General features: G+C 37.3%; 13 protein-coding genes. 12 read left to right on the top strand and 1 reads right to left on the bottom strand.

The genetic code is table 11. From position 1 onward, the window contains the following. Positions 1–117 precede the first annotated feature (117 nt). Positions 118–948, bottom strand: a complete 831-nt coding sequence (locus RU93_RS06030) for a sugar phosphate isomerase/epimerase family protein (protein ID WP_071874712.1) — start codon at positions 946–948, stop codon at positions 118–120. 230 nt (positions 949–1,178) lie between these two features. On the opposite strand from RU93_RS06030, the gene RU93_RS06025 reads away from it, so the two are divergent. The 12 genes from RU93_RS06025 (at position 1,179) to RU93_RS05970 (ending at position 14,264) form a co-directional block, all read left to right on the top strand. Next, the gene (locus RU93_RS06025; RefSeq protein WP_071874711.1) at positions 1,179–1,943 is read left to right on the top strand and encodes an IclR family transcriptional regulator; all 765 of its coding nucleotides are present in this window, start codon (positions 1,179–1,181) and stop codon (positions 1,941–1,943) included. A gap of 127 nt (positions 1,944–2,070) precedes the next feature. After that, positions 2,071–2,907, top strand: a complete 837-nt coding sequence (gene kduI / locus RU93_RS06020) for a 5-dehydro-4-deoxy-D-glucuronate isomerase (protein WP_071874710.1) — start codon at positions 2,071–2,073, stop codon at positions 2,905–2,907. 47 nt (positions 2,908–2,954) lie between these two features. Then, positions 2,955–3,746: a gluconate 5-dehydrogenase gene (locus tag RU93_RS06015; RefSeq protein WP_071874709.1), complete on the top strand. Its 792-nt coding sequence runs from the start codon at positions 2,955–2,957 to the stop codon at positions 3,744–3,746. Positions 3,747–3,862: 116 nt separating this feature from the next. Then, positions 3,863–5,044, top strand: coding sequence for an MFS transporter (locus RU93_RS06010; RefSeq protein WP_084131223.1), 1,182 nt, complete (start codon positions 3,863–3,865; stop codon positions 5,042–5,044). Then, positions 5,041–5,688: a bifunctional 4-hydroxy-2-oxoglutarate aldolase/2-dehydro-3-deoxy-phosphogluconate aldolase gene (locus RU93_RS06005; RefSeq protein ID WP_071874707.1), complete on the top strand. Its 648-nt coding sequence runs from the start codon at positions 5,041–5,043 to the stop codon at positions 5,686–5,688. Before RU93_RS06010 ends, RU93_RS06005 begins: the two co-directional genes overlap by 4 nt. Position 5,689: 1 nt before the next feature. After that, positions 5,690–6,703, top strand: coding sequence for a sugar kinase (locus RU93_RS06000; protein ID WP_071874706.1), 1,014 nt, complete (start codon positions 5,690–5,692; stop codon positions 6,701–6,703). Between the two features lie 449 nt (positions 6,704–7,152). Then, positions 7,153–8,028 carry a DUF1295 domain-containing protein gene (locus tag RU93_RS05995; RefSeq protein WP_071874705.1) on the top strand — a complete coding sequence of 292 codons (876 nt, stop codon included), beginning with the start codon at positions 7,153–7,155 and terminating at the stop codon, positions 8,026–8,028. A gap of 603 nt (positions 8,029–8,631) precedes the next feature. Further along, positions 8,632–9,876 carry a hypothetical protein gene (locus RU93_RS05990; RefSeq protein ID WP_071874704.1) on the top strand — a complete coding sequence of 415 codons (1,245 nt, stop codon included), beginning with the start codon at positions 8,632–8,634 and terminating at the stop codon, positions 9,874–9,876. Between the two features lie 28 nt (positions 9,877–9,904). Next, the gene (gene atzD / locus RU93_RS05985; RefSeq protein WP_071874703.1) at positions 9,905–11,008 is read left to right on the top strand and encodes a cyanuric acid amidohydrolase; all 1,104 of its coding nucleotides are present in this window, start codon (positions 9,905–9,907) and stop codon (positions 11,006–11,008) included. Between the two features lie 78 nt (positions 11,009–11,086). Further along, positions 11,087–12,013, top strand: coding sequence for an amino acid kinase family protein (locus tag RU93_RS05980; RefSeq protein WP_071874702.1), 927 nt, complete (start codon positions 11,087–11,089; stop codon positions 12,011–12,013). Between the two features lie 46 nt (positions 12,014–12,059). Then, positions 12,060–13,379, top strand: a complete 1,320-nt coding sequence (locus RU93_RS05975) for a uracil-xanthine permease family protein (RefSeq protein ID WP_071874701.1) — start codon at positions 12,060–12,062, stop codon at positions 13,377–13,379. 12 nt (positions 13,380–13,391) lie between these two features. Beyond that, positions 13,392–14,264: a cysteine hydrolase family protein gene (locus tag RU93_RS05970; RefSeq protein WP_084131220.1), complete on the top strand. Its 873-nt coding sequence runs from the start codon at positions 13,392–13,394 to the stop codon at positions 14,262–14,264. Positions 14,265–14,329: the final 65 nt, after the last annotated feature.

The following is a 14,329-nucleotide window of genomic DNA, read 5'->3' as shown; positions in this document are numbered from 1 at the left end:
ATCGAGTTCACCGTTGATCGATACTCAAGTATTTTAAAAATAAAACAATCTAAAAAATCCGTTGGCCAAAAATTGGTTAACGGATTTTTAGATTATATGATGCTGAAATTAAAACAATCAGAGCTTTGCGATCAGTTCTTTGGCTACGCGGATGTCTTCATCTTTTGTTTGCTCCAAGACAATATAGCAGTAGGGTTTATACTGTTGAATAATCTTTAAAATGGCGGGATAATTAATCAGTCCTTTGCCTAATGAAGTGGGTACGATTTTTCCATCTTTAATCATAAAATCTTTTAAATGAAAAGCGCAAATTTTAGAACCATATTGTTGAAATGCTTCTTCCACGATGTCTACAATCGACTCATGAGTCTCAATCGTAATGAGGTTAGTCGGATCCAAAATAATGCCAAGATAATCTGAATCAACCGCTTCAAGTAGTTGTTTTGTTCTTTCAATAGAAGAAAGTGGATGATTCAAACCCGCTTCAATCCCAACTAAAGTTCGATGCCTTTCACCGGTTTTAACTAGTCTTTCTATAACTTTTACTAAATCAGCAAAAACCGTATCGCTGAAATTGTCTTCGGAATACCCTAAATTTGGGAGTACGGATCCAGTTTCGCTTGCCACCATCGAAGCCCCGAAAAAGTGCGCATCACGTAAATAGGTTTCAAATTTATGCAAAATTTCCTCTCGTTTAATAGGATCAGGATGAATTAAATTAGAGTAACAACTCAGTAACGCAATTTGGATATCATGTTTGGCAAATAAGTTTTTAAAGTAGGTTCCCATACCAGGATTAAGCGCGTTAGATGAAGAATCCAGTTGAGGAAAAGAAGCCCCTAAGGCAAATTGTAAGTTATGAATTCCAACGCTTTTCGTTTGTTGTGCTAAGTGCTCGGGAGTCGAAATATTCGACAAATCATGTCCGCGAATGACTAAATTATACATAATACTCTCCTTTTAGTTGATTTGATTAAATAACCGCTTACAATCAGTGTACCACAAATTCGTTGTAAGCGGTCTTATTTTAGTGAGGATGAACGAGAATTCGACTTGTTTAGTGGGGAATGATTTAAATAAAAAGGAGCAACGACTAAAAGAGATAGATTTTTCCAAAGATTTATGTTAGAATTTCCTATAAAATGATTTTGTTTTCCGAATAGGAAAGGAATAGTGAGATGGAAGATAAAAAACCATATGGCACGGTGTTGATTCGAGCCGCAAAAATTTTAGACTTTTTAGCATTACAAAGCCAAGGTGTCGGGCTTAAACGAATTGCAGAGGCGGTCGAAATGACGACGTCTACAACGTTAAAAATTTTAGATACCTTATTATTGATTGGCTATGTCAGTCGCAATGAACGCGAGAAAACGTATTTTTTAGGTCCTTCTTTAGTAAAATATAGTAGTCAATATTTTGAGCATTCGATTTTAAAAAATGTTGCCACACCCGAGTTAGAAAAGTTACAACTGAGTGTCGACGAAACCATTCATCTAGGAATCCCTAACGGTCAAGAATTAGTCTATTTGGATAAGTTAGAACCCAAAAAACAATCGATTTTCATGTCATCAAAAGTTGGGGTAAGCCGTCCACTATATAGTACAGCAATGGGGAAAATCTTTTTATCTTCTTATAATGATGAAATGCTAGACCAATATTTTTCGCGTGTTCCACTGACTGCTTATACAGAAAAAACGATTACGAACAAATTTTTACTCGAAAAAGAACTAGAAGAAATACGGCAAACAGCCGTCGCGTATGATGATGAAGAAATGGAAAAAGATTGTTTTTGTATTGCGATGCCGATTCGAGGGAAAGAAAACATTGAAGGAGCTTTTAGTGTGAGTATGCCTAAATTTCGAGGGACGCAAGAATATGTTGATCAAATAATTGAAAAAATGATTGAAGCGAAAAATCGTATCGAAGCTAAAATCCACCCTTAATAGGGTGGATTTATTTTTTTGTTAGAAAGGGCTTGCATTTTTTTTGCTACTCGTTATAATAAAAGTATAGAATTTCTTTTTTAGAAAAGATATTTCTTAATAGGAAATTAAAAGCGAGGTTATCAAAATGGAAATGGAAACAAGATATGGTAGTAGCCCATCAATGATTCGTCATTTTTCAACGGAAGAACTAAGAGAGGAATTTTTAGTTGAAGAACTATTTGTTCCGGGTAAAGTGTTATTAACATACACCCATAATGATCGCATGATTTTCGGTGGTGTCACACCAACAACGAAAAGTCTAGAGATTAAATTATCAAGTGAATTAGGTGTCGAGTATTTCTTAGAACGTCGCGAACTTGGTGTCATCAATATTGGGGGACCCGGTTCCATTGTCATTAATGGTAATGAAGAAACAATGAAGAAACAAGATGGTTATTATATTGGCAAAGAAACGAAACAAATTGAATTTAAATCGGATGATGCGAATAATCCGGCGAAGTTCTACTGTGTTTCTGTTCCAGCCCATAAAGTTTATCCAAATGTCAAAATTAGCATTGATGCCATTACGCCATTTGTGACGGGTGAGGCAAAAACGTTAAATCAACGTAAAATTTTCCAATATGTGCATCCGAATGTGTGCGAAAGTTGTCAGTTACAAATGGGGTACACTATTTTAGAAGAGGGTTCTGCTTGGAACACGATGCCTTGTCACACTCATGAACGCAGAATGGAAACATACCTTTACTTTGATATGGATCCAGATACACGCGTCTTCCACTTCATGGGTACACCAGATGAAACAAAACATTTAGTCATTGCGAATGAACAAGCCTGTATTTCACCAAGTTGGTCAATCCATACGGGTGTGGCAACATCAGACTACACGTTTATCTGGGCGATGTGTGGAGAAAATATCACCTATACAGACATGGATATGGTTGATATGAAAGATTTGAAATAGCTAAAAAGATCAACTAAAAATCTTTAAAACAGAAGAGGAGAAAGAATATGTCAAATTTTAGCATGGATTCATTTCGTTTAGACGGTAAAGTTGCGTTAGTCACGGGTGGCATTTATGGAATTGGTTTTGGAATTGCAACCGCTTTAGCAGAAGCAGGCGCAAAAATTGTTTATAACAGTTTAACGCAAGAAGCCATTGATGAAGCAAAGGCGGATTATGAAAAATTAGGCATCGATGCAAAAGGCTATGTCTTTGATATTACAGATGAAGAAGCGGTTGCTGCAGCGGTGAAACAAATCGAAGAAGAAGTTGGCGTCATTGATATTCTAGTGAATAACGCTGGTATTATCAAACGCATTCCAATGTTAGAGATGTCTGCCGAAGATTTCCGACAAGTCATTGATATTGATTTAACAGGACAATTTATCATGGCAAAAGCCGTATTACCAGGAATGATTGAAAAAGGACACGGTAAAATCATTAATATTTGTTCAATGATGAGTGAACTGGGTCGCGAAACCGTAAGTGCGTATGCAGCGGCTAAAGGTGGCTTGAAAATGTTAACGAAAAATATTTGTTCGGAGTTTGGCGAGCATAATATTCAATGTAACGGCATTGGCCCTGGCTACATCGCAACACCACAAACGGCACCTTTACGTGAAGAAGGCCATCCGTTTAATGATTTCATTATTGCCAAAACACCAGCTGCTCGTTGGGGAACAGTAGAAGATTTACAAGGCGCAGCAGTCTTCTTATCTTCAGAAGCTTCTGATTTTGTAAATGGCCATGTTTTATATGTTGATGGTGGCATTTTAGCTTACATTGGGAAACAACCATAAAAATTAGGTTGAATGAAGATTAATTTTCAGCTTTATGGAAAAAGGCTAGGATAAACGTCAATATTGAGTTTAATCCTAGACTTTTTTGATGATAGAAAACGATGGGATAGGGATAAATGAGATACAACGAATTGAACGATTCAGATAAATACATATTGTTATGTTGTTATTTTATATTTTTTGTAAACGGTTTTTATGCAATGGTTTTTGGAGCAATTATTCCGCTAATTAGCGCAGAATATCAATTAAGCGACACCGTCAGTGGCTTGCTCTTGTCGGGACATCAGTTAGGAAATTTAATTGCGGGATTAGTCGCGGGGATTTTACCTGTTTATTATGGTCGTAAACATTCGATTCTGTTTTTAAGCAGTTTTGTAATGCTTGGTTTTTTCCTCATGATTGTGACAGGTAATCCGATTTTACTGATTATGGCCTTTTTCTTCACCGGAATTAGTCGAGGGAGTATTTCTAATTTTAATAATAAAACCGTAAATGACATTTCACATAGCGATCCTGCAGCATCCAATTTATTGCACAGCACGTTTGCAATTGGGGCTTTAATCTCACCTTTTTTAGTCGTCGTAGCGACTCGAATCTTTGGTGATAGTGGTTGGAAGTGGACGGCGGGATTCATCATTGTATTAATCATGATTTCTCAAGTGTTGTTTAGCAAAATGGAAGTCAATGAACAAGTTGAAACCACTACACAAAAAATTAAAGACTATTCATTTTTTAAAGATCCATTATTTTTAAACACGATCGTCATTTTATTTTTTTACTTGTGTGCGGAATCCGTCATTACAGGATGGTTGGTAAAATATTTTATTGACTCGGATATCCTCCAAGTGACCCAAGCACAACTCATTTCATCTTTATTGTGGATAGCGATTTTACTAGGACGATTGTTCTGTGTTTTTTATGGGTACCGTTTTAAAAAAGGAAATCTGATTACAGGTATTAGCATCGGAATGACGATTTTTTATTTCTTGTTATTAATGAGTACGAATTTAAGCATGATCGTATTTTCTGTTATTGGTCTGGGGTTCACCATGGGAGGCGTTTACCCAACCGCAATGACCATTGCAGGTGTTTCGATAAAAAAATATCCAATGGCGATGGGCTGGTTATTAATCATCGGAGGTATCGGAGCGATTTTAATGCCGACAATTACAGGTGTTTTGTCGGAAAAAGTGAGCGTTTTTGCCGGATTTTCAGCAGTAATTGTAGCCATTATTGTCATGCTTATCGGGGTACTTTGGTATCGGTTAGTCAATGAAAAGAAAGAAGGAATAGTATGAAAAAAGTAAAAACATTAAACCAGTTGATAGAAAATGGTGTGGTAGCAGTGATTCGTGGACAATCGAAAGAACAAGGATTAGGGATTTGTAAAGCAAGTGTGGCGGGAGAATTAAAGGCATTAGAGGTCGCTTATACCACACCCAATGCCAGCGAACTGATTGCGGAATTAACGGAATATTATGCAGAAGATCCAACAGTTGTGATTGGAGCGGGTACCGTATTGGATCCAGTGACAGCCCGCTTGGCGATTGAAAATGGCGCGGATTTTATTGTGAGTCCGGCATTCGATGCAGAAGTTGCCACAATATGTAATTTATACCAAATTCCTTACATGCCTGGTTGTATGACGATTACTGAAATGACGACGGCTTTAAAAGCAGGGGTTGATATCATTAAAGTCTTTCCTGGAGATATTGTTGGATCTCGCTTTATCAAAGACGTTAAAGGACCACTGCCATACGTAAACTTAATGCCAACGGGTGGCGTGAATTTAGATAATATGGCTGAGTGGTTTGCGAATGGTGTGATTTCAGTAGGAATTGGGAGCGATTTAACGCGTGGTTTAACAGGAGATAATTATGAAGTCGTGACAAAAAATGCACAAACTTATATCGCAAAATTACGCGAAATTCGAGGTGAATAAATTGAGTAAAGTGTTAACCTTAGGAGAACTATTATTAAGATATTCAACGATTAAAGGGGAACAATTAAGTCATGCTGCAGCGCTAAATTTACACTATGGTGGAAGTGAAGCGAACGTAGCAATTGGTTTATCTGGTTTTGGTCATGACGTCACCTTAGTGTCAAAAATTCCTGACAATTCCTTTGGTCAAGGTTCACTTTATCAATTGAAGCGTTACGGAGTGAACACCAATCAGGTTCATTTTGGTGAAGGACGAATGGGCAGTTACTTTGTCGAAATCGGTGCTGGTCCGCGAGCGACATCGGTCGTGTATGATCGAAAGTCTTCCACTTTTTCACTTCTAGAAACCAATGAATGGGACTATAATCGTCTTTTTGAGGATGTTTCTTTGTTTCATGTTTCGGGTATCACACCGGCTCTATCACCGTTTTTAGCACAGTTGACGATTGATTTTGTCAAGGAAGCAAAAAAGCGTGGCGTTTTAGTCTCTTTTGATAGTAATTATCGTGGCAAATTATGGGGGTTACCAGAAGCTGCCAAAGTCTTTGCACAAATTTTACCGGATGTTGATTATTGTTCAATGGGAGCGCTTGACGCCGTGAATATTTTGGGGATTGAGGCTGCAAATAGAGAGCTATCTGAAGAAGAAGCACTCGCTTACTACTACCAAAAAATGCAAGAAAAATATCCGAATATTGAAGTTTTTTATTCGACACGTCGCGAGGTCGTTTCAAGTGATGAAAATTATCTCACAGGAACGTTATGGCTTAACGAAACATACTACACGTCAAAGAAATACCATATTCCTTATATCGTCGATCGAATTGGCGGAGGCGATGCCTTCTCAGCAGGGGTGTTGCACGGACTATTAGAAGGAAAAGACGCGCAAGAGATCATTGATTTTGCGACAGGAAATACAGTTTTAAAACATACAGTTGCAGGTGATGCGTTATCTTTAACTGAAAAAGAAGTGGAATTATTTGTTCAATCTGATTCCAGTAAAATTAATCGATAGGAGTAAGGACCTTGTTTTAAGAAGTGTCGTGTCTATGCCGATTTATGAACCTCAAGTAATTGAGAATGGTTCAAATAGGGAGCCTTATTAACTTTTTGTCGAAAAAAATGATTCCAACATAAATATACCTCTCCATGGGCTTCCGCAGTCCAAATCGCAGTATAGCGTGTAGAGAGGAGTAAATAAAAAGATAGTGAGCGACTCTAACAGACGGTAATATTGGTGAAGATAGCCGATAAGTGTGTTAGAGTTATTTATTTTAAAAATAACGTGAAGAGTAGCGCTTGTTAGATGGTACTAGAATGAATAGTTAGATAGAAAAAATAAGATCCACATCAATGGCTGTTATGCATCCAATCCTAAGTATGTTATCGCCAAAATTAAGCGCTTATCTCTGTCTTTTTATGGGTAGTATGATACAATAAATAAAAATTTAGAGGAGGCACTTTGTGGATAAAAAAAGAGTAGTCATTTATACGTTGTTATTTTTGGCAACATTCGCAATCGCAACACAAGGTTTTACGAAGACCGGTTTTGATGGATTGGTGGTTCCATTAATGTTCACCTATGCCTATTTTACGATAATCTTCCTTATTGCAACCGCTATTAAAAACAATTCAATTGTTGATATTGGTTGGGGGATGGGGTTCGTTGTTGGAAGTTGGCTGACGTTATTTGTCACTGAAAACCCGACGATTTTATCGTATGTCATTGTTGGTTTTATTACTGTCTGGGGTGTGAGACTCTCCGCCCGTTTATTGAGACGAAACTATGGAAAACCTGAAGATTTCAGATATGCACAGTGGCGAGAAGAGTGGGGCGATAAAGTCGTCATCATTGCTTTTTTCCGAGTGTTCATGGTGCAAGGAATTATTAACTTTGTCGTTGGGTCAGCTAGTTATACGGTCATCAAATACAACCAATTTAGTATTGGGTCAGATCATCAGTATTTGGTTTATCTCGCCTTATTGATCGCGTTTGTCGGCTTGTTTTTTGAAGTCGTTGGTGACGAACAATTAAGACGACATATCGCGAAAGGATCGCGTACGCTGTTACAAACAGGCTTGTGGTCGATTACACGTCATCCTAATTATTTTGGCGAAATCTTAATTTGGATTGGATTATACGCAAGTGGTATTACGTTGATTTTCACGAATTCTGTTAACCCGTTTTATTATCTACTGTTAATTATATCGCCTGTGTTAATGACGACGGTGTTAATAAAAGTCTCTACACCACTACTCGAGAAAAACATGGAAAAATATGCTTCATGGGAAGAATATACGAAGAGAGTTCCAATGCTTTTCCCTTGGGCTAAAAAATAAACAGTATTGTATGTTTTTTGATAATGTTGATGAAAATGTGTGTGGGGGATAAGTCATTTATCCCTCACATAATTTTAATTTCTATATTTGTACAAAAAAGTGTCGATAGGAAATTTCCTGTCGGCACTTTTTTATCTTGAGATAAGTAGAAACACCATTGCTTAAAGTACGATTATCAGCTGTTTTGGAATAACTCGTCTATTTTAAAGAGCTCAAAAATGGTTATTTATTTTTCTTAAACGGTATTTATCTATTGATTAGTTTATTGAAGAGGAACGCATCGATGATATATCGCTATTTCGTTATCAGTGAAAATGAGTAGTTTTTATCAACTTTTAACACGTTATTTGAGTCATTTTAAGGTTATGGATGCTATTTGATAAACAATCAACTATTTTAGTAAAAGATACAATAGTGATTTTTTGATAAAATTCAGTCTTCACCTTTGTCTGTTTTCGACATTGTAAGTGCTTACAGAAGAAATTAGAATAGGGATTAATAAGGGGATGAAAAAGCTGCAGTTTCTAGAAATACCTTGTTATTTAGGAATCGAAGAGGAAATAGCTACACACCATTAACCTAATTAAAGGAGGAAAGAAAATTATGGAAGTACTCGTGTTGATTCCATTGCTTGTTATATTAGTTGTGATGGTAAAGAAACACCACATGTTGATAGCTGGTTTAGCTGGTGGAGTTGTAGCGATGATTATTGGTGGAGTTGGTTTAGAAGCTGCTACTTCAATCGTATCTGCTGCTATACCTGGGATGGTAAGTATTATAACGCCTGCTATTTATTCTACTACAGCACTTGTTGTTGCAAAAGCTGGTGGATTTGAAGCTTTAATGAGATTGAGTCGGAAAATTGTGGGAGATAAAGAATATATTATTGCTGCTTTAATTGTTTTGATTCAATCCCTAGCAACCTATGCTGCTGGTTTGGGAGCAGGTAATACCATGGTAACAGGTCCATTAGCATTTGCAATTTTAGGTGCCCATCCTGCAGTTATTGCGGGTATGTCATTAGGCACTGCTGCATCTTTCATGACATCTCCATCTGGAGCCGATGCGGCTGCAATATCTGAGATTTCTGGGATACCTATTGCGGACTATAGTAGCGCGATGCTCGTTCCAACGATTATTATTTGGATTTTGGCAATGTTAATAGCTATTATCGGAGTTTATCGTAGCGGAAGTCTGTTAGCTGGAAAAGAAGAAATTGTAAAAGAAGAACTTTCTATGAAGAGATTACTGGTGCTCTCAATTCCACCGATTTATTTCTTGATTGTAGTAGTGGCTGGAAAGCAATTGAATGGTTTATTTAATGGATACAATGTATTTTCACCTATCTTTAATATGATCAGCACATTGTTCTTAACAGCATTGATAGCAAGAATAAAAATAGATGATATTGCTAAGGACTTAGTAGATAATTCAGCATTTATCCTGACCAAGCTGTTTTCTATTGGAATATTTTTAGGATTCATTAATATCTTAGCAGAGATTGGCACATTTGCATATATTGCTGGATTCATTGAATTAGCACCGTCATTTGTAGTTGTACCAGTCGCTATTTTAATTACATTCTTAGTAGCAATTCCGGCTGGAGGTTACAGCGTAGGAGTTTCTGCCTTGATTATGCCATTATTGGTGGCATCAAATTTAAGTGTTATGCAGTTAGGATTAGCGGCGATTGCGGTAGGCCTAGGAACTCAAATTAGTCCGGCTCAGATTAATGTCGCATCGTTATCTTCGTCATTCCAAGTGGATATGGAAGATATTATAAAAATAAATATTCCATATATACTGGGTGCATTAGCGTTATTATGTGTTGTAGGTTTCTTTGTATAAAAAAACAAAATTATTAGGAGGAAATAACATGCAAAAAGTAGAAGTATTTCGTATAGCAACGGGTTCACCTGATGACATCTCTGGATTGAAAGCGTTAATAGACAATCAAACCATTATTCCTGAAGAAATTATCGCGGTCCTTGGTAAAACAGAAGGAAATGGTTGTGTAAATGACTTTACACGGGGATTTGCTACTCAATCTTTAGCCTATTATCTAGCAAATGAATTACAAATTGATTTAGATGAAGTTCACAAAAAAATTGCCTTTATCATGTCTGGTGGTACAGAGGGGGTAATGTCTCCGCACTTAACTGTATTTATTCGCAAAGAAGTTGAGGCTCCTAAAGCTTCAGAAAAACGTTTAGCTGCAGGTATCGCTTTTACTCATCCATTCAAACCTGAAGAGATTGGTCGCATGGAACAAGTGCTTGAAGTAGCAGAAGCTGTTCGTCAAGCAATGAAAGATGCGAAAATTGAAAAACCAGAAGACGTGCATTTTGTTCAAATCAAATGTCCATTATTGACGGCAGATCGAATTGAAGAAGCTGCGCATAGAGGAAAAGACGTAGCCGTTCATGATACTTACAAATCAATGGGATTCTCTCGTGGAGCTTCTGCTTTAGGTGTAGCGATTGCATTAGGAGAAGTTTCTGAAGCAGATGTTACAAATGAAGCGATTTGTACAGATTGGAATCTGTATTCAACAGTTGCTTCTACATCAGCGGGTGTAGAAATCATGCACGATGAAATTATTTTGATTGGAAACTCAACGGAATCAGCAAGCGATTTAGTGATTGGACATTCAGTCATGAAAGATGCAATCGATATCGATTCTGTTAAAGATGCAATGAAGGGAGCAGGACTTCAATTTGATGAGTATCCTTCAAAAGAAGAGGTCAGCAAAGTAGTCAACGTTTTAGCTAAAGCGGAAGCTGCTACAACAGGAACGTGTCGTGGAAGACGTACAATTATGTTAGATGACTCTGATATCAACCATACACGTCACGCTCGTGCAGTGGTTAATGCTGCAATTTCTACCTTAACAAGAGATCCAATGGTTTACGTATCAGGCGGAGCAGAACACCAAGGACCAGATGGTGGAGGCCCAGTAGCCGTTATTGCAAAAGTCTAATAAAAAAGAGGTCGTTAAATTGAAAGTGAGAGCTAGTCGCTGATTGAAGAGACATCACAAAAGAAGGGGAGGATTCTGATGAGCCGAATAGTCGTGGCTTTAGGAGGAAACGTTTTGGGTACTACTCCTAATGAGCAAGTCATTAAAGCAAGGAAAGCTATTATTCCCGTAGTTGATTTGATAGAGCTAGGTCATGACGTTGTTCTGGCTCATGGCGGCGGTCCACAGATTAAAGCTATATACGATGCCCTTACTGCCTATGCAAAGTTAAATAACTGGAATGAAGAAGTATTGTTAGCTGATTGTATTGCCTTGATTCAAGGTGGGATTGGGTATCATCTTCAAAGTTGTTTAGCAAAGGAATTACAACGACGAAATATCGACAAACACGTCCTTACCGTCTTAAATCAAGTAGTCGTGGATCGCGAGGATCCAGCCTTCTTAACTAAAACAAAAACAATCGGTACTTATGAACAAAATGACGTTCAAAAAGAGAATACTATTCTTAATGAACAAGAAAACCTGATAAATGAAATGGTTGTTGCTTCCCCCAAGCCTCTGTACTTAGTTGAAAAAGAACTTATCCGTTCCTTACTAGAGAATGGGTCCGTTGTTATAGCAGGCGGAGGTGGGGGGATCCCTGTTTTTAAAGATAAGGGCTATTACGTTTCAGCTGACGCTATCATTGATAAAGACGCTGCTAGTTGCTTATTAGCTGATGCGGTCGATGCAGACTACTTGTTTATCTTGACACGTATTTCAAAAGTTGCCCTTTACTATGGGACCTCGAAACAAACAAATTTGAGTACGATGTCTATTCAAGAGGCAGAAGACTGGATGAATCAAGGTCAATTTAAAGAAGGAAGTATGTTGCCTAAGATACAAGCCTCTATTCAATTTGTTAAAGGTAAAACCGGACGCAAAGCAATTATTACGTCATTGGAAAAGTCTCGAGAAGCTATATTGGGAAAAGAAGGAACCATTATTTATGATGCATCTGTGTAATGTTATGTAAAATGATAAACTCTTTTTTGAAAAGGAGTAGATTTAAATGAAAGATAATCAAAGCGGCATAGACTTACTCTACGGACCAGAAGAACGTCCTCAATCAATAATTGATATTATTTTGTACTCCTTACAATGGGTATTTATTATGTTTTATCCAGTAGTGTGGGGATATGCCATTGTAGGAGTAAATATCGATTTTAGTGAGAATGAGCTTTCTGCTTACATGGCACGTGTGGTACTGATGATTGGAGTATCCACGCTTGTACAAGTTTTATCTGGTCACAAACTATCTATGGTTTCAGGGCCAAGTGTTATTCCATCGCTTGCAATTGTGTCTGCTTTTTCAGCTGGTGGTAAGGAGTATGCGTTGCATTCTTTTAATGCGTATATTATTGCGGGACTAATTGTAGCGATATTAGGTGCATTTGGGATAATCAGTAAAATTAGTACTGTTTGGACACCTTTAGTTCAGGGTGCAATGCTTTTAATGATCGGATTAACAACGAGTGTTACGGGTATGAATATGATAGCATCCGATGGCGCTTCTTGGCCATATTACGTGGGACTTTTTTTAGCACTGCTATGCGGATGGTTGTCTATAAAAGGGAAAGGACTGTTGAGTACAATCCCTGTAATGATCACAATCCTATTAGGTTATTTCGCTTTTATAGTAGGCGGTGAATTCAACTGGAATTTAGTAGACAGTATGCCGGTATTTTCAGTACCACAGATTTTTCCATATGGATTAACATTCCCGCCCATAGATTTAATTTTCGTGATGGTAATTATCAATTTATTTAGTGCAATTAATCTATATGGAAATATGCGTGGTTTTACTGGTCTTCTAGGTACCTCTCTTTCGAATAAAGATGAGAAACGTTCCTTAGTAGTTTTTGGGTTAATAGATGGAGTATTGACAGGAATAATGGGAGTACCTAGTTATGTAGCGTTGGGTGAAAATATGGGTTTTTTACTACTAACAAAAATAGCTTCTAAATTTTTATTAGTGATTGCAAGTATGGTGTTTATTATTTTAAGCTTTTTCGGAAAAGTCGGTGGCTTTATGGCTGCGATGCCCGAAGAAGTTGCAGGCGCAGTTTTACTAGGAGTGGCATCTACATTGATTGGGATTGGAATCAATTCGGTAAAAGAAGGCCCAACCTTTGAGGCACGGGAAATTTTTATTGTTGGATTTGCAATTTTTTTCTCATTAGGTACGCTAACGTTGCCTAATGAATTCTTTGAAGAATTCCCACGTTTAATCGCTACTTTACTAAACAATCCGGTTATCTTAGTAATTCTACTAGTCATTATTTTAGAACAAATATTATTCCGCACAGAAGCGAAGAAAGATTCTTTATAGGAGGAATATAATATGGAAAAAAATACTGAAAAAAAGAATCGTAGCTATGAATCATACTTAACAAAAAATAGAGAAAACTATTTAAATAGAATCCAGCAAGATTATGAAGTGTTTCAAGAAACAAAAACGTTCAATTATCCTTCATGGTTGTACGGAGAACCCAAAGGGAAGTTATTCAAAGTAGAAGTGGAAGATAGTCCAAGTTTTGGTGATACAGCTTATTTGGAATTTGATTCAGGTCGAACAGCCTTTCTCATTATTGATATGCAAACAGATTTTTGTGGAGAGCAAGGTTATGTTAATGTGATGGGCTATAATCTTTCATTGACTGCAGCTCCTATTAAGCCTATTAAAAAAATGTTAGATGCAGTTCGTGAGACAGATATCACGGTTATTTACACGCGTGAAGGTCATGAACCTGACTTGTCCGATGCTCCTTATAATAAAGTATTGCGATCTAAAATTATTGGAAATGGTGTTGGTATTGGAGAAGAACCAGAGGGTGGATTAGGTCGCTTACTAGTGAGAGGCGAGGAAAACTGGGACATTATCGATGAGTTATATCCAGAGCCAGGCGATTTTGTCGTGGATAAAGCAGGAAAAGGTGCCTTTGGATCTAGTAATATTCATATGGTGTTAAAAAATCTAGGAATCACACATTTGATAATTGCAGGTATAACCACAGATGTATGTGTTCACACTATTATGCGAGAAGCTAATGACTTCGGTTATTGGTGTATGATGCTGAAAGATAGCGTTGGAGCTACCGACTACGGTAATCATTTAGCGGCAATCAAGTCTGTTAAAATGCAAGGCGGGGTATTCGGGAATGTATCGGATTCTGATAAAGTGATTGAAGCTCTAAAAGATGCTCAAATAAAATAAATTATGAATAAAAAAGAGACAGAACTGAAATGAATTCAGCTCTGTCTCTTTTTTTGTTCGGAGCA

It is taken from the genome of Enterococcus aquimarinus (genome assembly GCF_001885765.1).
GTDB classification, from domain to species: domain Bacteria; phylum Bacillota; class Bacilli; order Lactobacillales; family Enterococcaceae; genus Enterococcus_I; species Enterococcus_I aquimarinus.
The sequence above is the reverse complement of the archived record's forward strand: the minus strand, read 5'-3'. Positions and strand labels throughout refer to the sequence as shown.

Bases quoted from the DNA above. Each gene is read 5' to 3' on its own strand.
- RU93_RS06025 (WP_071874711.1), top strand. From the start codon at position 1,179: ATGGAAGATAAAAAACCATATGGCACGGTGTTGATTCGAGCCGCAAAA.
- RU93_RS05980 (WP_071874702.1), top strand. From the start codon at position 11,087: ATGAGCCGAATAGTCGTGGCTTTAGGAGGAAACGTTTTGGGTACTACT.
- atzD (WP_071874703.1), top strand. From the start codon at position 9,905: ATGCAAAAAGTAGAAGTATTTCGTATAGCAACGGGTTCACCTGATGAC.
- RU93_RS06005 (WP_071874707.1), top strand. From the start codon at position 5,041: ATGAAAAAAGTAAAAACATTAAACCAGTTGATAGAAAATGGTGTGGTA.
- kduI (WP_071874710.1), top strand. From the start codon at position 2,071: ATGGAAATGGAAACAAGATATGGTAGTAGCCCATCAATGATTCGTCAT.
- RU93_RS05970 (WP_084131220.1), top strand. From the start codon at position 13,392: ATGGAAAAAAATACTGAAAAAAAGAATCGTAGCTATGAATCATACTTA.
- RU93_RS06015 (WP_071874709.1), top strand. From the start codon at position 2,955: ATGTCAAATTTTAGCATGGATTCATTTCGTTTAGACGGTAAAGTTGCG.
- RU93_RS05990 (WP_071874704.1), top strand. From the start codon at position 8,632: ATGGAAGTACTCGTGTTGATTCCATTGCTTGTTATATTAGTTGTGATG.
- RU93_RS06030 (WP_071874712.1), bottom strand. From the start codon at position 948: ATGTATAATTTAGTCATTCGCGGACATGATTTGTCGAATATTTCGACT.
- RU93_RS06010 (WP_084131223.1), top strand. From the start codon at position 3,863: ATGAGATACAACGAATTGAACGATTCAGATAAATACATATTGTTATGT.
- RU93_RS05975 (WP_071874701.1), top strand. From the start codon at position 12,060: ATGAAAGATAATCAAAGCGGCATAGACTTACTCTACGGACCAGAAGAA.